Below are 20,218 nucleotides of genomic sequence, written 5' to 3' on the forward strand. Positions count from 1 at the left end.
AATGTATCTCACTTTTTCAGTAATCAGCTAAATATTTGTACTGATAACAAGATTTTATTGGGCACAGTATTTGCGGAAGACAAGGGTAACATTGTGTCCACCAAATCCCAGGGAATTAGATATTGCTACCTCCATTGGTAAAGTCGTTGCGACATGAGGTGAATACTGAAGGTCACACAACGGGTCTGGATTATCAAGGTTAGTAGTTGGTGGAACCTGGTCGTGGTAAACAGCCAAGGCTGTAGCAACAGCCTCAATGCCACCAGCAGCACCGAGTAAATGACCAGTCATTGATTTGGTAGAACTAATGACTGTGTTGTAAGCGTGTTCGCCTAAAGCGGTTTTGATCGCCTGAGTTTCTACTGAATCGTTGATGGCTGTACTTGTGCCATGAGCGTTAACATAGCTAACTTGCTCAGGATACACATTGCCATCTTTGAGGGCAAGACGTATTGCTCGGCTAGCTCCTTCGCCCATTACGCTAGGAGTAGTCATGTGGTAGGCATCACAAGTCATTCCATAGCCAACAATCTCTGCGTAAATATGAGATCCTCGCTTCAGGGCGTGCTGGAGTTCTTCTAGTAACAATATGCCGGCTCCTTCACCGAGAACAAAGCCATCCCGATCGCGATCGAAAGGACGACTGGCGCGGGCTGGATCGTGATTACGTCTGGAGAGGGCGCCAGCAGCAGAAAAGCCTCCTACAGTCATTGGCGTAATGGCAGCTTCAGTTCCACCACACAACATTGCTTGTGCATAACCTTGCTGAATCAGGCGAAATGCATCGCCGATCGCATTGGCGCCAGCGGCACAGGCTGTAACTGGACAAGAATTAGGCCCTTTTGCACCAACTGCGATCGCTGTTTGTCCAGCTGCCATATTGGGAATAAACAGAGGGATTGTAAACGGTGAGATTCGTTGAGGCCCCTTAGTTAACAACACTTCGTTTTGTTCTTCTAACCAGTCTATACCTCCTAAACCACAGCCAATGATTACACCAACCTGCTCACAATTGAGGTCAGTAATTGCAAAATTAGCATCAGTAAGCGCTTGCCGACTGGCACCAATAGCAAATTGAGTAAAGCGGACAGTACGTTTTGCCTCTTTTTTATCCAGGTAATCTAGTGGATCAAAACCCTCAACTTCAGCAGCAATTTGTGTTTTGTAATTACTGCTATCAAACTGTGTAATATGGCTAATGCCATTTTTTCCAGCCAGTAGACCGTTCCAAAATTCAAGTGCTGTGTTGCCCACTGGAGTAATTGCACCGATCCCTGTTACTACTACCCGCTTCTTTTCGATTAAACCTCCATGTTCCATATTTCGTTCGTTCTCCTATAAACGACAAACTAGTAATTCGCTATTCCGAGAAAAGTTAAATTTAACTATTATTAATTTTGAGTGGAAATTCTAATTCCTGGCTTGCCATCTACCAAGGTTAGAAGTAAACCACATTTACCCTGTAAATCAGAATTCCAATAATAAATGGGAACTCCAGAGCTACAGGGAAAATCTCTAACTGTTTGTGGTAAATCGTTAAAAGTAATATTTTTCTTTACTAAACTGGCTGTTGAAAGAGCTTCGGCTAGAATAAACACCGAGCCGATTTCACTCAGTCTTCTACTTTCAAGTGAAATAATATTTCCCAGCTGAAGTTGATGTAATTCTAAATCTGAAAGCTGCAATCCTAAAAGTTTAATATATTTTTGAATTTCCTCTGTCTCTACAACTTGGTGTGTTTCTTGTATTTCCGACATATCTTGTAAGCCTCTAAGAGAAAAATATTAGTTCGTGTCGTTGATAAATCTTTCTTGCCAACTTCAAAGGCCTGCCCAAAAACTTGAAATTTATAGATTCACTCATATTGTCAAATGAACCTTTGGATACTTATCACTCTAGAATAGACAAGTTATGCAGTTCCAGAAAAAAAATTTTAGATCAACAGATTGAATAGTCTCTTTAATATTGATGTCGGTAAAAAAATAGTCACTACGCGTGCAAATCAAATTAGCGAACTCTCCGCAAAGTTACCCGAAACTTCTAGTTAGAGACTATTTATAAAGTAAATTTCAAGTAGGGTGTGTTATGGCTTGAACCTAACGCACCGTATTATGTGGTAGTGCGTCAGGCGCTTAAATTATCCTTTTTATAACCAATAAATAACGAGATATATGCCTAATACACCCTACTGCTCTGACAAGGCTAAAATCTTCTATTAGATTTTGTCGGTTGGGTCGTTCGCGTCAGATCGCGCAGCGAAGAATGAGACCCAACACCCCTATTAATGTTGGGCTACCCTGCAGGAAGCAAGCACTGATGACTGATGACTGATGACTGAAAACCCGTCAACAGTCAACGACCATCAAGAGTGTTTATATATTTTAGACGGGCATCAGCTTATCTGCAAAGTCAACTCGATGTCAAGATAAAAAAGGATATTTTGCATAAAAGGTAAATGTAACTCTGATGAGTACTTAGCTATTCAAAACCTGGTTTCTCATAGCTTAAATACAGAAACCATGTTTGGAGTTGGTGATTATCTTAATAACCCAAGTTGCTTTTGATGCTATTCAAATAAGCAACAATTGTTACCTTTGTAATCACAAAACAAACAGGTTCACTTTGTGTTGGCAGAAAAAGCCTTTCCATAGATTTTAGACGAATTCTATTGCTTGTATATTGAAGTTTTTAACAGTTTAAAAATACAGGAGATTACTTATGAGTGACCAAGAAATATTTAACAGAATCCAAGCTGTAATTGCAGAGGAGCTGGCTAGTGAAAAACAAAAAATAACGCTCAATGCTAATTTGATTAAAGATTTAGGAGTAGATTATTTAGATTTATTGGCAGTGTTACAAGCATTAGAAGATGTTTTTGCGATCAAAATTCCTAAAAATGATGTAGAGCAATTTGTAACAGTGCAGCAAGTCGTTAATTACATGGGTCAGAAAGTTGTTATTTGAGTTTTACTTATGATCGATAAAGACACTAAATTGGCATTTGTTCAATTGACGGGTGTAGGTAAAGCGATACCTGACCAAGTTTTAACTAACGATCATCTAGCAACCTTGGTAGCTACTTCTGACGAATGGATTTCAAGCCGAACAGGAATTAAGCAGCGAAGAGTACTGGCACCTGGGCAATCTCTGACTAAATTAGCAACGATCGCAGCTCATAATGCCTTGCAACAGGCGGGACGTTCAGCTTTAGATGTAGATCTTTTAATCTTGGCAACTTCCACTCCAGAGGACTTATTTGGTGGAGCAACGCGAGTACAACAGGAATTGGGGGCGGCTCGTGCAGTCGCTTTTGACTTGACAGCTGCTTGTTCCGGCTTTATTTTTGCCCTAGCTACTGCCAGCCAGTATATTCAAACGGGCAAATACCAGACTGTATTGGTTATCGGAGCAGATGCATTATCTCGTTGGACTGATTGGACAGATCGGACAACCTGTGTCTTGTTTGGAGATGCTGCTGGGGCTGTAGTTCTGGAATCAGCCGCCACACCGGGATTAATTGGGTTTGAGTTACGCTCTGATGGGATAGGATCTGAAGATTTAGCGATCGCTTCTCAAACAGAGCCAATTCCATTGACAACAGGGATAGCTGCTAGCCGCGCTCACTTCTCAACCCTGGCGATGAATGGATCGCAGGTATACCGTTTTGCTGTTGCGGCTGTTCCCGATCTCATCCAAAAAACTCTTCTTCAGCATGATATTTCGCCAGAACAGGTGAAGGGTTATTTTCTTCATCAAGCCAACCAACGCATTCTTGACGCCGTTGCTCAACGATTGAATATTCCTAGCGAGCGAGTGGCAACTAATGTTGCTCGTTATGGTAATACCTCAAGTGCTTCAATACCATTGGTTTTAGAAGAATGGAGCAGTAGCGATCGTTTACAACCTGAAGACTTAATTGTTCTCGCCGGATTTGGTGCTGGCTTGAGTTGGGGAGCAATGGTTGCTCGCTGGGGTAGATTTTGATGTTCCTGCGCTAAACCTTTTTAAATTCTTTCTTTGTGTCCTACTCTGCGGGAAGCCACTCCGTGTATATGCGTCCTTTTCCCAAGGGGAGACACTAATGCAAATGCGGTTCGTTTTTCTTTGTTGTACTTAAATATGGTTTAGCGCATCTTCATACAGAATTGGTATTACTTATATTTATTGCATAAATGCCATAGCAACAAGTGATAGATATTAAAGCTACAAGGAAAGAATAAACCTCTTGTACTCTTGGCATTAGTGAACTGCTAAAAATTGTAAATTCGGCTGTGAATGACAAAAGCCGAAAAACAAAATGCAATCAATCTAGCTTGAAGTTTCAAGGAAGCATTAAATGTCTACATATTTAAATTATCCTGAACAAAAAATGCAGAATTTCGCCACTTTAGTAGAACTTCTTCAATACAGAGCAAAGCATCAAGGTAACCAAAAAGCTTATATTTTTCTACAGGATGGAGAAGTAGAAACAGATTACTTGACTTACGAACAGCTAGATAAACAAGCAAGAGCAATTGCTACCGAACTACAGTCCTTGAATGCAGTCGGTGAACGAGCTTTACTACTGTATTATCCAGGTTTAGAGTTTATTTCAGCTTTTTTTGGGTGTTTATATGCTGGGGCGATCGCAGTTCCGGCTTATCCACCCCGCCGCAATCAAAAAATGTCGCGGTTACAGTCAATTATCTCTGATTCCCAATCAGCGATCGCCCTCACATCAACTTCTTTATTGGCAGATATTAAGACTCGCCTGAGTGAAGAAACAGAATCAGCGGCAATGGATTTGTTAGCCACAGATAGTATTACCAAAGATTTGGCCTCTGATTGGCAAAAACCAGAAATTAGCAGCGATACTTTAGCTTTTCTCCAATACACTTCAGGTTCAACTTCAACGCCGAAAGGCGTAATGGTAAGCCACGGTAATTTACTGCATACATTGGCGGATCTTCATATTGGTTGGAACCACACACCAGAAAGTGTGATGGTAAGTTGGCTACCCACTTTCCATGACTTAGGACTGATTTATGGAGTGCTAGAACCGTTACGCTTTGGGTTTCCCTGTTATTTGATGCCTCCTGCTTCCTTTCTCCAAAAACCTCTGCGTTGGCTAGAAGCAATCTCGCGTTATGGTGGCACTCATAGCGCTGCACCTAACTTTGCTTACGATCTATGCGTAGATAAAATTTCTGAGGAGCAAAAGGCAAAGTTAGACTTGAGTACCTGGAAAATGGGGCTGAATGCTGCCGAACCTATTTCACCTCAAACACTTGAGCGATTTATTAAAGCATTTGCAGTTTCTGGTTTTAACGCAGATACTCTCTGCCCAGGATACGGTCTTGCCGAAACTACACTTAAAGTCTCTACAGTTCATTGTGACAAGCCAACTGTTCTGTTTCATGTCTCTGCTACAGATTTTGAACACCATCGTGTGGTTACAGTTTCCCCTGATTCGGAAAATTGTCAAACCTGGGTTGGTTGTGGTGAAGTCGCTTTAGATACAAAAATTGTCATTGCTAACCCTGAGCTACTAACTCATTGCGCCCCCGATGAAGTGGGTGAAATTTGGCTTGCAGGTAGCTGTGTAGCCCAAGGTTACTGGAATCGTCCTCAAGTTACAGAAGAAACATTCCACGCTTATTTAGCTGACACTGGGGAAGGGCCTTTCTTACGAACTGGAGATTTGGGCTTTTTAATCGATGGGCAACTGTGCGTTACTGGACGACTCAAAGATTTGATTATTATCGGTGGTAAAAACCACTATCCCCAAGACATTGAACGCACAGTTGAAGCTTGTCACCCAGCATTAAAACCAAACTGTGGTGCAGCATTTTCTGTAACCGTTGGCTCTGAAGAACGTCTGGTAATTGCTCAAGAAGTAGAACGCAGTCACTTACGAAAGCTCAATGTTACAGAAGTGATGAACGCGATTCGGAAAGCAGTATCAGAACAACACGAACTGCAAGTTTATGCAATTGTCTTGCTGAAAACTGCAAGTATCCCGAAAACTTCTAGTGGTAAGATTCAGCGCCGAGCTTGTCAAGCTGGTTTTTTGGCAAATACTCTAGATGTGGTGGAATCTTGGCAGGAAAATGCAGCGCCACAATTACCAACAAATAAACAGCCAGCAAATATTAGCCAAAGCAAGCCTGTTGTTGCCCAACCGAGAAATCAACAGAAGTTGCAAGCAGCAGAAGAGATTGAAAACTGGCTAGTAGCGAGGATTGCCGAAAGACTGGGAATCAGCGCCCAAGAGATTGACATTCAGCAACCCCTAGTTGAATATGGCTTGAGTTCCTTAGCGGCTGTAGGTATTTCTGGTGAATTACAAGAATTGCTGGGACGCTCACTGTCTCCAACGCTGTTATATGATTATTCGACTATTGAAACCCTCGCTTTATATTTAGGTGGTGTAGATACAAAAATTAATCAACCACAGACTAATCAATTACCTACAGATAAAGAAGCGATCGCTATTATTGGTTTAGGCTGTCGTTTTCCTGGCAGCAAAGATATACCGAGCTTTTTGGAGTTATTGCGTAATGGTACTGATGCCATTACCCAAGTATCATCCTCACGCTGGGACAACAGTATATTATCAAACCAAGTTCATACTACTTGGGGTGGTTTCATCGAACAAGTCGACCAGTTCGACCCACAATTTTTTGGAATTTCTCCCCGTGAAGCTGAGTTAATGGACCCCCAACAACGGTTACTGTTAGAGGTAAGTTGGGAAGCTTTAGAAAACGCTGGACGTGCCCGCGAACAAATTGCTGGGACTCCAACTGGGGTCTTCATTGGTATCAGCACTAATGATTATTCTCGATTGCTATCTAAATATTCCAATCCCACAGATGCTTACACTGGTACTGGCAATGCTTTTAGCATCGCGGCTAACCGCCTATCCTATCTGCTAGATTTACGAGGCCCCAGTTGGGCAGTAGATACAGCCTGTTCTTCCTCTCTGGTGGCGCTGCACCAAGCTTGCCAAAGTCTGCGTCAAGGGGAATGTAATTTGGCTTTAGCTGGTGGGGTAAATTTAGTCCTGACTCCTGATTTAAATATCACTTTCTCCAACGCCGGCATGTTATCGGCTGATGGACGTTGCAAAACTTTTGATACTAGCGCTAACGGTTATGTACGTGGAGAAGGTTGTGGTGTCATCGTTCTCAAGCGCCTCTCAGATGCCGTTCGGGACGGAGACAATATTCTCGCTGTGGTTCGAGGTTCAGCAGTTAACCAAGATGGTCACAGCAATGGACTGACTGCACCTAATGGCTTGGCGCAACAGGCTGTAATTCGTCAAGCGCTGCAAAATGCCAAAGTGCAACCTGCACAAATCAGCTATGTAGAAGCTCATGGGACTGGTACCTCTTTGGGAGATCCTATTGAGTTCAATTCTCTGGCTACAGTCTTGATGGAAGACCGAACTCCACAACAGCCGTGCTTTATTGGCTCAGTCAAAACTAATATTGGTCACTTAGAAGCGGCTGCGGGAATTGCTGGTTTGATTAAGGTGACACTTGCGTTACAGCATAAAGAAATTTTCCCTCATTTACATCTGACAACAGTTAATCCTTTAATTGCCACAGAAGGAACACCATTAGCGATTCCGACGCAACTGCAACCCTGGAACCTTAATAAAGAGCGGCGTTTAGCTGGTATTAGTTCCTTTGGTTTTGGTGGTACTAATGCTCATATTATCTTGGAGGAATATCAAGCTCCTGCCCCAGTTGAATCGAAAGTTAAACGTCCCCAACATATTTGGACTATCTCTGCAAAAAGTGAAACAGCTTTACGGGAACTGGCACAAAGACATTCCGCTTATCTACAGCTACATCCTGAGACATCCTTGGCAGATAACTGTTACACGGTCAATACTGGAAGGTCGCAATTTGACTTGCGCCTCGCTGCTGTTGCAGAATCTACTGAGCAATTACATACACAATTAGCTGCTTTTGCTACTGGAAATCAAACTGCTAATTTGTTAACTGGACAAGTCGATAAAAGCCAGCGGGCGAAAATAGCATTTCTCTTTACTGGTCAAGGCGCACAGTATATTGGTATGGGTCGTGAACTTTACGATACCCAACCCACATTTAGAAGTATTGTGGACGAATGCGATCGCCTTTTGCATCCCCACCTTGGCAAGTCCATCCGAGAAATCTTATATCCAGTAACAGAAAATTCTCTCTTAGATGAAACTGTCTACACCCAACCTGCTTTATTTGTTCTAGAATACGCCCTTGCCAAATTGTGGCAATCTTGGGGAATTACTCCAAAAGCCTTGATGGGTCATAGTTTGGGTGAATATGTTGCAGCTTGTATAGCTGGAGTCTTTAGTTTAGAGGATGCTTTAAAACTCATTGCCTCTAGAGCAAGTTTGATGCAAGGTTTGCCGCAAGATGGAGAGATGGTTGCCGTGTTCGCCTCTGAGGCACAAGTAACAGCAGTTATTGAACCTTATGCACAAGAAATAGCGATCGCATCCGTTAATGGTACAACTAATATTGTCATCTCCGGCAAACGGGAAGCAATAAATCAAGCGATCGCTCTTTTCCAAGCCCAAGGCATCAAGAGCAAGAACTTACGTGTTTCTCATGCTTTCCACTCACCTTTGATGGAGCCGATATTAGCTGAGTTTCAACAGATAGCTAGTCAAGTTAGTTACTCTCTGCCGCAAATTAACATTATTTCCAATGTTACTGGCGAAATTGCCACCGCAGAAATTGCCACTCCCGAATACTGGTGTCGCCATTTACGGCAAGCAGTCAGATTTGCTGACGGGATGAAGACTTTAGAACAACAAGGTTACAATGTCTTTGTGGAAATTGGACCAAAACCAACTTTATTGGCAATGGGTCGCCACTGTCTACCCGAAGCATCTGGAACTTGGTTAGCAAGTCTGCGTCCAGGGCAATCAGATTGGCAAATTCTTCTCCAAAGCTTGGGAGAACTCTATGTGCGCGGTGTCGCTATTAACTGGTTCAGCTTTGATGGAGATTATTCTCGGCGACTGCTACAACTGCCAACTTATCCCTTCCAAAGACAACGCTATTGGGTAGACTCGCTAGATACAGCACGCCCAACTCAGGTAGAAACTGCTTTTAAAGATTGGCTCTACCAAGTGGAATGGCAACCCCAACCCCGCACAGTTGTAGAATTAACAGCAACTCCAATAGAATCTCGCGGATATTGGTTAATATTCACTGACAAAAACAGTGGGGTGAGTTCAGCACTCACAACTTTGTTAGAAAAACGCCAAGAAACTTGTATTCAAGTTTTTGCTGGTGCAGTCTATGAAACTACCAAAGCCGGAAACTGGACGATTAACCCAACCCAACCAACAGACTTTCAACGCTTATTGCAGGAAGTACAAGAAAGTAATCATCTGCCATTGCGTGGGATTGTCCACTGTTGGAGTCTTGATAGTACAGCCGTAGCAAAAACCACAATTGATTCCCTCCAAGCCGACCAAATCAAAAATTGTGGCAGCATCCTCTATCTAGTACAGGCATTAATTGCAGCTAAAATTAGTTCCTCACCACGGTTGTGGTTAGTTACCCAAAATGCACAACCTGTAGAATTATCTACCAACGCCCTTGCAGTAGCTCAAGCACCAGTATTAGGACTTGGGAAAGTAGTAGCCTTAGAACATCCAGAAATTTGGGGAGGAACGATCGATTTACCTCCAACCAACTCAACTGAAGCCGCTAGCTACTGTTTAGAAGCCCTGCTGCAACCAGAATCGGAAAAGGCGATCGCTTTCCGTAATGGACAACGCTATCTCCCTCGCTTGGTGCGGAGTGAAAGCGCATTAGCCCAGACAAAATCTCTCAAAATCCAGTCTGACGCTACTTATTTAATCACAGGTGGCTTTGGTGGTTTAGGACTCCAACTAGCAGAATGGATTGTCAACCAAGGCGCAAAGCACCTCGTATTACTAGGACGCAAAGCCCCTTCATCAGCAGCAATGCAACAAATTAATGCATTACGCGAAGCTGGTGCTGAGATTATTGCAGCCCAAGCTGATATATCTCAAGTCAAGGATTTGCAAAAAATCTTAGTAGACATTGGCCAGAAATTACCACCACTCAAGGGGATCGTTCACCTCGCAGGAATTCTCGATGATGGGACATTGCTAAAACAAGATTGGCAACGTTTCGCCAAAGTAATGGCTCCCAAAGTTGCAGGTGCATGGAATTTACACTCTCAAACGCAAAATTTACCTTTAGATTTCTTCATTCTGTACTCATCTATTGCTTCCTTACTCGGTTCTCCTGGTCAAGGAAATTACTCAGCAGCTAACACTTTCTTAGATACACTAGCCCATTATCGGCAGTCACAAGGTTTGCCAGCAATGAGTATTAACTGGAGTCCTTGGGCTGAGGCTGGAATGGCGGCGAATTTAGGTGGTAGTGCTGAAGAACGTTGGACGGATGTAGGAATTAACGTTGTTTCAATGCAACAAGGATTACAAGTCTTTGAACAATTGCTGAATCAAACAACTGCCCAAATTGGTGTATTACCCATCAATTGGTCGAAGTTCCTGGAGCAATTTCCAACTAATGCCAAACCGCAATTTTTATCTCAGGTAATTTCAGGAAATACCAGCATTCAGACTGAAGATAAATCTATAGTCGAAAAACATCAAATTTTAGAACAATTGCAAGCAGCACCTCCCAAACGTCGCCACACTATCTTAGTGGAATATATCCAAAAAGAAGTCGCAACTGTTCTCAAATTCAGCTCCTCTCGATTACCAGATTTACATATAGGATTCTTTGAATTGGGCATGGATTCTCTGATGACTATCGAATTAAAAAATCGACTGCAAAACTTTACTGGACATTCCTTCGGTTCCACATTAACCTATGAATATCCGACAATTAATAGCCTTGCCGAGTATCTTCTCAACCAAGTTTTATCCTTTGAAACTGCTGTAGTTCTTGAAAGCAGCACCCAACAAGAAACACAAGAGCATCAAATGTTGGCAGAAATAGAACAACTATCGCTCGATGAATTAGAAGCCTTAGTCAATGCAGAATTAGCAGCCTTGGTGAAGTGAAATAAAATGACTAACATTAATGATAAGTTAGACCAACTGTCTCCTCTACAACGTGCAGTTTACGCCCTCAAAGAAACCCGCTCTCAACTCGATGCCCTACAACGCCAACAATCAGAACCGATCGCGATTATTGGTATGGGTTGCCGATTTCCAGGCGGAGCCGAAGACTTAGAAACTTTCTGGCAAATCCTTTATCATGGGGTCGATGCCATTCAAGAAGTACCAAAAGAACGCTGGGATATAGACGCTTACTATGACCCAAACCCGGATGCTCCCGGCAAAATGCATACTCGTCAAGGTGGATTTTTGAGCAACGGGGTAGACAAATTCGATGCTGGATTCTTTGGACTTGCGCCCCGCGAAGCCATTGATATGGACCCCCAACAACGGATATTACTAGAAGTCAGTTGGGAAGCTCTAGAACGCGCTGGATACGCATCTCCAAAGCTCAACGGTAGTTCAACTGGGGTATTTATTGGGGTAACGAATATTGATTATGCTCAACGAGCGGTGTTTGCCGATACCAATAGTATTGATATTTACACGGCAACTGGTAATACTCCAAATGCGATCGCTGGGCGTTTGTCATACCTCCTCGGCTTGCAAGGCCCAAGTATGGCGATTGACACCGCCTGTTCATCCTCTTTAGTTGCAGTGCATTTAGCTTGCCAAAGCTTACGCACAGGAGATTGTCGGATGGCTTTGGCGGGTGGAGTTAACTTGATACTTTCACCTGATGTCACTGTTGCGATCGCCAAATTACGAGCCTTAGCAGCTGACGGACGTTGCAAAACCTTTGATGCTGCTGCCGATGGTTACGGACGAGGTGAAGGGTGTGGCACGATCGTCTTGAAGCGGCTCTCAGATGCCATTGCCGATAATGACAATATCCTAGCTTTGATTCGAGGAACAGCTGTTAACCAAGATGGCCGCAGTAGTGGGTTGACAGTTCCCAACGGATTAGCTCAACAGGCCGTTGTGCGTTCTGCTCTAGCTAATGCCAAAGTAGAACCATCTCAAATTAGTTATGTAGAAACCCACGGCACAGGAACGCCCTTAGGAGATCCCATAGAATTAAAGGCCTTAGCAGCTGCTTTAGGCGAGGGGCGTTCCGAACAGCAACCCCTAATGGTTGGTTCGGTCAAAACTAATATTGGGCACTTAGAAGCTGCCGCAGGTATAGCTGGTTTAATTAAAGTAGTGCTAGCAATGCAGCATCAAATTCTGCCACCTCATCTGCATTTGGCAGAACTGAATCCCCATATTGTAACTGCCAAACTACCCATCAAAATTCCCACTAGTCCTACTCCGTGGAGTGGAGAAGAAAAACGGCTAGCAGGTGTCAGTTCCTTTGGATTTAGTGGCACTAATGCCCATTTAGTTTTAGAAGAAGCCCCAATTCAGGAATTACCCTCTGGAGAAATTGAACGTCCCGTGCATCTGCTGACACTTTCAGCGAAAACTGATACAGCGCTAGTTTCCTTAGCAGAACGCTTTCAACAGTACCTAGAATCTCAGCCGACAATATCTTTAGCCGATATGTGCTTTACTTTGGGTATTGGGCGATCGCACTTTGAACACCGTCTTGCCTTAGTTGCAGACTCAACCCAGCAGCTACGCCAACAAATCGCTAACATTATTGCCCAAAAGCAACACACTCAAGTCACCAATGAACTGTCTCTAAATACTAGTAAACCTAAAATAGCATTTCTGTTCACCGGACAAGGTTCTCAGTACGTAGACATGGGTCGCCAACTCTACGAAACCCAACCTACTTTCCGCAATGCTTTAAATCGTTGCGATGAGTTGCTCCGCCCCTATTTAGAACATTCACTATTGTCAGTGATTTACCCTGAACCTGGCAATAAGTCTTCACTGCTTGATGAAACTATCTATACACAACCTGCACTATTTGCCATAGAATATGCTCTTGCCGAATTATGGCGATCGTGGGGTATAGAACCAACTGTAGTTATGGGTCACAGTGTCGGCGAATACGTTGCGGCTTGCGTCGCCGAAGTTTTCAGCTTAGAAGATGGACTAAAATTGATTGCTCAACGGGCGAAGCTGATGCAAAGCTTACCATCAGGTGGCAAAATGGTAGCCATCTTCGCTGATGAAGCTCGCATCATTGCAGCAATCAAACCTTATACTCAGCAGGTTTCCATTGCTGCCACCAACGGTCCAGAAAATATAGTGATTTCCGGTCAAGCCGATGCAGTTGAAACTATAGTTCAAGAATTAGAATTAGCAGGAATTGAGTGTCGCCCGTTGAATGTTTCCCACGCCTTTCACTCAGCCTTAATGAAGCCGATATTAGATACATTCGAGCGCTTGGCACAAGAAGTCAAATATTCAACTCCGCAATTACCAATAATTTCTAACTTAACTGGCAAACTAGTTACTGGCCAAGAGATTACCTCAGCAGCATACTGGCGAAATCATATCAACGAGACCGTCAGATTCTCTGAAAGCATCCAAAGTCTTCACGAACAAGGCTATGAATTGTTTGTAGAAATTGGTCCTCATCCAGTTTTGAGTGGCATGGGAAAACGCTGTTTACCGACAGCAGCAGGTACTTGGCTCCATTCCTTAAAAAGAGAACAAAATGATTGGCAACAAATCCTTCAAAGTGTATCTATACTTTATGAAAAAGGTGTAGAAGTAGACTGGTGTGGATTTGATCGGGACTATCAACGACACCGGTTGTCTTTGCCCACTTATCCTTTTGAACGCCAAAGTTACTGGAAGAAAACCAAAGATGAAAAAGTTTCACAAGTCAAACAGGTAATTCAACAAGTACCTCAGCCCCCTAACCAAACAAGCAAACATAAAACTTCTTTCCGAGAAATTGTCCAAAGTGCTGTTAGTCCCTTATCTCAAGAACAAATTCTTGCTAGAGAACCTGGAGATCGCCAACTAATGTTGGAAGCATACCTACTAGATAGACTGGCAAAAGCTTTGCAACTTCCAGTCTCTAAACTAGGTAGCCAGCAGTCCTTAGCTTCACTAGTTGATTCACTGATTATCATTGAACTCAAAAAACAAATTGAAACTGACTTACAGGTTGTTGTTTCAACAGCGACATTCTTTGAGGCAACTAGTATCTCACATCTGGCAACTTTCATCTTAGATCAGATCAGCCCAATATCCTTAACGTCATTCTCTAATCTTGAATACATAGATCAGGAGATATTAGTGCAGGTACTCAGTGAGCTAGAAAGACTTTCAGATGACGAAGTACAAAACATACTGACTGATACCGTCAATGTCAACAATAACTAAAAGCTGAGTTCAACAGAACTCATTCTCCCTAATACTCCTCAGTTAAGAATATTTGTAGGTTGGGTTGAGCATAAGCGTTACCCAACCTATACATTTCTCTTAAGTAAGTCGGCGCATCGGCTCACTTAATTGAAATTGTAACCACCTTTGTCTTCAGACTTTTTAACTAAAAAATTTAAGTTTTTGCATAAAACCCAAATAACAGGGTGATAAGTATTAGAGCTACAAACAAAGCAATTAAGTTGAGGCATAACAGCCTAATTAACCGAACTAGTAAATATCATATAAGGTATTTTCAATGACTGATATCTCTACACGTATTGCTAACCTGTCTCCAGCTAAACAAGCTCTTCTGAAGTTGCAAATGCAACAGCAGAAAGGATTAATCAATTTCGTATCCAGTTTTCACAAAGGTACTTCTTTCACATCAGATAATCACAGTAATAAGTTATCTGCATTAGAACTCTCAAGTGCTTACTTACAATTTCAAAAATGGAGTAAAAAGTCAGAGAATAATCATCTCCTACGAATCGAAAAACATTTGGTTCACAAAGACTATGAACAAAATGTGCTGATTGCTCGCATCCAAAAGCTTTATGATGATGTGATTGTCGGTGAAGCAACTCAAGATATCTCTCATCCTTTCTTCTACGAACACCCCAAAGACCACGTTCCAGGACTATACATTCTTGAACTAACTCGGCAATTTGTAACTGCTTTATCACACCTTCACTATAAAGTTCCTCTCAGTACATCTTTTATCCTCAATGAGATGCATACCAAATTTCATCAATTTGCAGAAACATCTCAACCTCTATTTGTAGCCACAAAAATCAGTGGGAAAGTTTATACAGATGATAGAATCATGAAAATGAATAGTGATGTATTACTTATTCAAAGTGGTGAAGTTATTGCTGAAGTTAAAGGCAATTTCCAAATTTTTGAAGCTAATAGCTATCAGAAGATTAGGAGCAATAATTTTTCATAAATACAATAATTTTCGTGGAGATGACGATGACAATGTTAACTTTCATATTGCCGAAAACAAGCCATCAATCATCCTCTAATTAACTTTATTTTTGGATTTCGCCAAAGACACGCAAACATCATTAGTTAACTTTTTAGATCAAACCATGACACAACAAACAGACTGCTGTATTGTAGGTGGTGGACCAGGAGGAGCTACTTTAGCGCTTCTTTTAGCTCGCAAAGGAATCTCTGTTACACTGCTTGAAGCACAGAAAAATTTTGAGCGAGACTTCCGTGGAGATTCATTGCACTCAGTTGTTATGGAACTTATGGATGAACTAGGTTTATCCGAGCGTTTACTTCAGTTAAAGCACACCAAACTTGACTCCATTACTATTAAGGATAGCAAGGGTTTCAATACAGTTACTAACTTTAAGCATCTGAATACCCAGTATCCCTACATCACTCTCATCCCTAATCAGCAATTCATTGAGTTTATTATTGATGAGGCAAAACGTTATCCAAACTTTCAGTTAGTCATGGGTGCTAAAGTACAAAAGCTGATTGAAGAGGATGGTATAATCCGTGGTGTTGCTTACTATGAGCAAGACGGTTGGCAAGAGGTACGAGCAAAGCTAACTGTGGGTGCAGATGGTCGTTCTTCCCGTATTCGTAGTTTAGCTAACTTTGAACCAATCAAAGCATCAACACCGGTAGATGTAGTTTGGTTTCGCCTTCCCCGCCGAGCAGATGAACCCCAAGGTGTGCTTCTTCGCACGGGCGAAGGTGGTATTATTGGGATGGCTGATCGCTCGGAATACTGGCAGATTAGTTATATTATCCCCAAAGGTAGCTATCCGAAGTTACGATCTCTAGGTATAAAAGCAATGCAAGATTCTGTTGTTAAACTTGTACCTGAGTTAGCAGATCGCATTGAACTTTTACAAGATTGGAATCAATTTGCCCTACTCTCTGTTGAGGCAAGTCGCCTCGAGCGTTGGTTCCGTCCTGGCTTACTTTTAATTGGTGATGCTGCTCACGTGATGTCACCTTTTGGTGGTGTTGGGATTAGTTATGCAATCCAAGACGCTATTGCAGCTGCAAATGTACTGAGTAAACCGCTCCAGGCTGGTCAAGTTAATATTCAACAATTAGCTGCTGTACAGCGCCAGCGCGATTTGCCAACGCGGCTGATTCAGAAGTATCAAGCTTTAGTTCAAAATCAACTGTTGACAGCAGCAAACGATCGCAAACCTTCACAATTACCCCGCTTAATCTCCCGCTTGCCAATCCTTCGGGATCTTCCTGCCAAACTGATTGCTTTTGGTTTGTGGCCTGCACGTTTGCAAAACTAAATCTACAACTATTATTTGGCAGATTTAGATCGTATGAACAATCAAAATCTACTGAAATGTCTTGCTTGAGTACACAAGTCAATCAGGTCTAATAAATATTAATGAGGAAGTCAATCAAATGACGAAGCAACAAGTAGTATTAGTTACCGGAAGCAGCAATGGATTTGGTTCTTTAATCGCTGAGACTTTGGCTCGACAAGGACATCAAGTTTTTGCTTCAATGCGAGATATTAACGATCGCAATCAAGCTAAACGTGATGAAATACAAGACAAAGCAAAGCGAGAAAACTTATCGCTACAGGTAATTGAACTTGATGTCACAGATGATGCTTCTGTAGAAGAGGGTGTAAAAACTGTAGTTGAGCAGACAGGGCGAATTGACGTACTTGTAAATAATGCAGGAATTATGTACTTGGGTATTACTGAGGCATTTACTCCTGAACAGGCGTATCGACAAATGGATACTAACTTCTTTGGAGTAGTTCGCACAAATCGCGCGGTTCTGCCATATATGCGTCAACAAGGTAGTGGATTACTTATCCACATTAGCTCTCTAGGCGGCGGTTTAGTTTTCCCATTTAACGCTCTCTATTGCGCCAGTAAGGCTGCACTTGAGACGTTAGCTGAAGCATATAACTACGAACTGTTTGGTTTAGGTATTGACTCAGTGATTATCGAACCAGGCCCATTTCAAACTGGATTAATCAAAAGTCAAGAAGATCCACAAGATCGGGAAGTATCGGCTCAATATGGGCCTCTTGCACAGGTTGCTACACAAATTATCCAGGGTTTTGAGCAATCTGTAGCCCGTCAAGAGTTACAAGATCCTCAAATCGTTGGTGATATTGTGGCGAAATTAGTGGCAATGCCCAGTGGTTCCCGTCCACTACGCACTATTGCAGGAGCGATTGATTTTGGTCTAGCTCCACTGAACGAAGCTAAAAAACAAGCTCAATACTCCTTACTGCAAGCTTGGGGATTGACCCAACTAGCAGAACCATCTACGCTCTCAGTCGTGCATTCTTAAAAATTTCCTAGCACTGAATCAATGAAAGTTTTTATGGAACACAAGTTCTATGCAACTATGGTGCAGACTGATATCTCTTCATAAATTCCTAACTGAGAGACTGGAATTTGGGAAAGCAAAGAAAATATCAAGTTTTCGCTAGTCTCCTGTTTTGCCCGTTTAACACAGCAAAAGTTCAAATTTTCGCAACTCAACTATTTAGTACATTTTAGTACATTAAGGAGTAATATATGCAAGCTGTTGTAATTCCCCAATTTGGTGGTCCTGAAGTTCTGGAAGTTCGTGAATTACCAAATCCTCAACCAGGTCCAGGTCAAGTATCCATTGATGTTGCTTATGCTGGCGTCAACTACGCTGAAATCATCTTTCGTCGTGGGGTTCCAGGACTACCATTGCCGTTTGTTCCTGGGATTGAAGTAGCTGGATATGTGCGTGAATTAGGTCCCGATGTGCAAAATCTGCGTGTTGGTCAACCTGTTGCTGCACTTACAATTATTGCCGGTGGTGGTTATGCTGAGATAGCGATCGCACAAGCATCCCTTGTCTTTCCACTAGATGATTTGGACGGAAATATTGATTTGGCTACCGCCGCCGCCTTGCCATCAAATGTTACCACAGCATTTTTACTACTTTCTTCTGTTGCTAAACTCCATCCTGGGGAGTCTGTACTAGTACATGCAGCAGCAGGTGGAGTTGGCAGTGTTTTAGGCCAAATGGCTCGCTACTTAGGTGCAGGTAAAGTTGTTGGTACAGTGGGTAGCCCAGACAAAATTGATTATGCTAAGTCACTAGGTTATGACCAAGTTTTGCTTCGTGATGAAATTACGGATGCACGAGCAATAACTGGTCTACCTGGTTTCGACATCATCCTAGATCAAGTTGGTGGCGTTACTCGTACTCAAAGTCTAGAGTTGCTTAATCAACTTGGTCGGCTGGTTGCTATGGGTAATGCCAGCAATGCCGAGGATGTACAAATATCTGCCAATCTTTTGTGGTTCACAGGTAAAGCGATTCTCGGCTTCAATTTGCGGGCAATGAGCATAGAGTTTCCAGAGCGTGTTAAGACAGCTGCACGGCAAGCTTTACAACTAGTCGCAAGTGGCAAAGTGCGCGTAGATGTTACTGATGTACTATCACTTGAGCAAGCAGTTGAGGCACATCAGCGAATTGAGCAGAGGCTCACAACAGGCAAGCTTGTGCTGCGAGTTAAAGGCTAGAGATTAAATTCTAGGCAACATCCATAAAACTGGGGCAATCTGCTAATTGATTGTCCCAATATCTAGATATGTTTAGGAGTTAAATGTGCGCTTAACAGGTATTTTTCTCGATTTTGATGGTGTAATATCAACTAATTCTGTCGGTCTGATGCATAAATGGGTATATGAATATATTAACAAATTTACTTCTGGACCCATAAGAGAAAGAACAATCAAAGAAATTGCCAAATTGACTACTACTTTTCCTCCAAAAGCTGTTTTAGAACTTGTCTTTCAATCTTTCGGAATCCCTATTGATGTCAAACAAGTACAACAGTTAATGCATAAAGAAATTAGTGATTCTGTTGTGATTGATCCAGGATTTAGCCGACTGCTCAATTTTTGTTACCAGAACGATATACAAGTAAAAATTATCTCCCAAAGAAGTTCAACATCTGGGGCATTTAATCAACTAGATCGTGTTCCAGGTTTAGATGCTTCAATGATATGTTCAACTCAGGGAATGTCAAAAGCCAATCCTGCTTGTTACATCGAAATCGGTAGTAATCTCCAACTTGATTTAGAAGACTGGATAATAGTGGATGACTCTCCCTATGCTTTAAGAGCAGCAAAGATAGCAAATTTGAAAACAGGTTTAATGGTCACTCCAACTTTCAATATAGATGACTATCTAGAGTATGAAGACCTGATTGACCTTCAGATCTCTTCCTTGGATAATCTGATTCAGATTGCAAAACCTAAACATTTATCTAGTCTTCATGCTTGAGCAAGCAACAAGATTTTGCCACGCGAAAAGTAATTTTTTAAAGGATAAATATCATGGAAGCAACAACTGTCAAATTGAATTTAAACATGGATACAATAAGTACTGACAGAAAAGCTGATACACAGGAAATACAAAAGTTAGTTGGAGCATTTTTGAATGCATTTCTCACAAATGATGCTGCACTAGTTGAGAAAGAACTACCTGATGATTTTCTCGGCATAGTACCAGATGGTCGGGTTATTAATAAAGCATTGGAAATCGAAAACGTGAAAAGCGTAGCTCTTGAATCTTTAAATACCGATCGAGTTCAAATATATTGGTATGGAGATACAGTAGCTATCATTAACTTCTGCCTATCAATCAAATTGAAGGGACAAGATGCGGTAGAAGTGCGAGATTCCCATGTATACATGAAACGAGATGGGCGCTGGCAAATGATTATGGGTCATGCAACTCCCATATTGCAACCGTGGGTACTGTCATCATAAAAGTGTGGTAATTATCAAAGGTTATAAACATCCTTTGATTTATCCC

Annotated in this window: 12 protein-coding genes; 10 read left to right on the plus strand and 2 right to left on the minus strand. The window is 42.1% G+C overall.

The features are described 5' to 3' along the window. Positions 1 to 54: 54 nt before the first annotated feature. Together fabF and ACFG4S_RS04025 are read right to left on the minus strand one after the other, a co-directional pair. Positions 55 to 1,320: a beta-ketoacyl-ACP synthase II gene (gene fabF, locus ACFG4S_RS04020; protein ID WP_392533578.1), complete on the minus strand. Its 1,266-nt coding sequence runs from the start codon at positions 1,318 to 1,320 to the stop codon at positions 55 to 57. A 71-nt stretch (positions 1,321 to 1,391) separates the two neighbouring features. Beyond that, complete coding sequence (locus tag ACFG4S_RS04025) at positions 1,392 to 1,757, minus strand: hypothetical protein (RefSeq protein ID WP_392533579.1); 366 nt, start codon at positions 1,755 to 1,757, stop codon at positions 1,392 to 1,394. Between the two features lie 961 nt (positions 1,758 to 2,718). On the opposite strand from ACFG4S_RS04025, the gene ACFG4S_RS04030 reads away from it, so the two are divergent. The 10 genes from ACFG4S_RS04030 to ACFG4S_RS04075 all read left to right on the plus strand — a co-directional run bounded on the left by ACFG4S_RS04030 (position 2,719) and on the right by ACFG4S_RS04075 (position 20,172). Beyond that, entirely contained in the window at positions 2,719 to 2,964 is a 246-nt protein-coding gene (locus ACFG4S_RS04030) for an acyl carrier protein (RefSeq protein ID WP_392533580.1), read from the plus strand. Between the two features lie 9 nt (positions 2,965 to 2,973). After that, the gene (locus ACFG4S_RS04035; RefSeq protein ID WP_392533581.1) at positions 2,974 to 3,984 is read left to right on the plus strand and encodes a beta-ketoacyl-ACP synthase III; all 1,011 of its coding nucleotides are present in this window, start codon (positions 2,974 to 2,976) and stop codon (positions 3,982 to 3,984) included. A gap of 352 nt (positions 3,985 to 4,336) precedes the next feature. Then, positions 4,337 to 11,065 carry an SDR family NAD(P)-dependent oxidoreductase gene (locus ACFG4S_RS04040; protein WP_392533582.1) on the plus strand — a complete coding sequence of 2,243 codons (6,729 nt, stop codon included), beginning with the start codon at positions 4,337 to 4,339 and terminating at the stop codon, positions 11,063 to 11,065. A gap of 6 nt (positions 11,066 to 11,071) precedes the next feature. Beyond that, a complete protein-coding gene (locus tag ACFG4S_RS04045; RefSeq protein ID WP_392533583.1) occupies positions 11,072 to 14,350 on the plus strand; it encodes a beta-ketoacyl synthase N-terminal-like domain-containing protein in 3,279 nt (1,092 codons plus the stop codon). 298 nt (positions 14,351 to 14,648) lie between these two features. Next, the gene (locus tag ACFG4S_RS04050) at positions 14,649 to 15,338 is read left to right on the plus strand and encodes an AfsA-related hotdog domain-containing protein (protein ID WP_392533584.1); all 690 of its coding nucleotides are present in this window, start codon (positions 14,649 to 14,651) and stop codon (positions 15,336 to 15,338) included. Positions 15,339 to 15,483: 145 nt separating this feature from the next. Next, positions 15,484 to 16,674 (plus strand): FAD-dependent oxidoreductase, encoded by a 1,191-nt coding sequence (locus tag ACFG4S_RS04055; RefSeq protein ID WP_392533585.1) that lies wholly within the window; start codon positions 15,484 to 15,486, stop codon positions 16,672 to 16,674. 118 nt (positions 16,675 to 16,792) lie between these two features. Continuing rightward, positions 16,793 to 17,701: an SDR family oxidoreductase gene (locus tag ACFG4S_RS04060; protein WP_392533586.1), complete on the plus strand. Its 909-nt coding sequence runs from the start codon at positions 16,793 to 16,795 to the stop codon at positions 17,699 to 17,701. A 230-nt stretch (positions 17,702 to 17,931) separates the two neighbouring features. Then, positions 17,932 to 18,918 (plus strand): zinc-binding alcohol dehydrogenase family protein, encoded by a 987-nt coding sequence (locus ACFG4S_RS04065; protein WP_392533587.1) that lies wholly within the window; start codon positions 17,932 to 17,934, stop codon positions 18,916 to 18,918. Positions 18,919 to 19,003: 85 nt separating this feature from the next. Then, positions 19,004 to 19,684 carry an HAD hydrolase-like protein gene (locus ACFG4S_RS04070; RefSeq protein ID WP_392533588.1) on the plus strand — a complete coding sequence of 227 codons (681 nt, stop codon included), beginning with the start codon at positions 19,004 to 19,006 and terminating at the stop codon, positions 19,682 to 19,684. Between the two features lie 53 nt (positions 19,685 to 19,737). Continuing rightward, complete coding sequence (locus tag ACFG4S_RS04075) at positions 19,738 to 20,172, plus strand: nuclear transport factor 2 family protein (protein WP_392533589.1); 435 nt, start codon at positions 19,738 to 19,740, stop codon at positions 20,170 to 20,172. Positions 20,173 to 20,218 lie beyond the last annotated feature (46 nt).

Source organism: Nostoc sp. C117, from assembly GCF_043099735.1.
GTDB lineage: Bacteria > Cyanobacteriota > Cyanobacteriia > Cyanobacteriales > Nostocaceae > Nostoc.

What these genes read in the sequence shown, in the direction of transcription:
- ACFG4S_RS04055 (WP_392533585.1), top strand. Translation starts at nt 15,484, where the DNA reads ATGACACAACAAACAGACTGCTGTATTGTAGGTGGTGGACCAGGAGGA.
- ACFG4S_RS04075 (WP_392533589.1), top strand. Translation starts at nt 19,738, where the DNA reads ATGGAAGCAACAACTGTCAAATTGAATTTAAACATGGATACAATAAGT.
- ACFG4S_RS04045 (WP_392533583.1), top strand. Translation starts at nt 11,072, where the DNA reads ATGACTAACATTAATGATAAGTTAGACCAACTGTCTCCTCTACAACGT.
- ACFG4S_RS04025 (WP_392533579.1), bottom strand. Translation starts at nt 1,757, where the DNA reads ATGTCGGAAATACAAGAAACACACCAAGTTGTAGAGACAGAGGAAATT.
- ACFG4S_RS04065 (WP_392533587.1), top strand. Translation starts at nt 17,932, where the DNA reads ATGCAAGCTGTTGTAATTCCCCAATTTGGTGGTCCTGAAGTTCTGGAA.
- ACFG4S_RS04035 (WP_392533581.1), top strand. Translation starts at nt 2,974, where the DNA reads ATGATCGATAAAGACACTAAATTGGCATTTGTTCAATTGACGGGTGTA.
- ACFG4S_RS04050 (WP_392533584.1), top strand. Translation starts at nt 14,649, where the DNA reads ATGACTGATATCTCTACACGTATTGCTAACCTGTCTCCAGCTAAACAA.
- fabF (WP_392533578.1), bottom strand. Translation starts at nt 1,320, where the DNA reads ATGGAACATGGAGGTTTAATCGAAAAGAAGCGGGTAGTAGTAACAGGG.
- ACFG4S_RS04060 (WP_392533586.1), top strand. Translation starts at nt 16,793, where the DNA reads ATGACGAAGCAACAAGTAGTATTAGTTACCGGAAGCAGCAATGGATTT.
- ACFG4S_RS04040 (WP_392533582.1), top strand. Translation starts at nt 4,337, where the DNA reads ATGTCTACATATTTAAATTATCCTGAACAAAAAATGCAGAATTTCGCC.
- ACFG4S_RS04030 (WP_392533580.1), top strand. Translation starts at nt 2,719, where the DNA reads ATGAGTGACCAAGAAATATTTAACAGAATCCAAGCTGTAATTGCAGAG.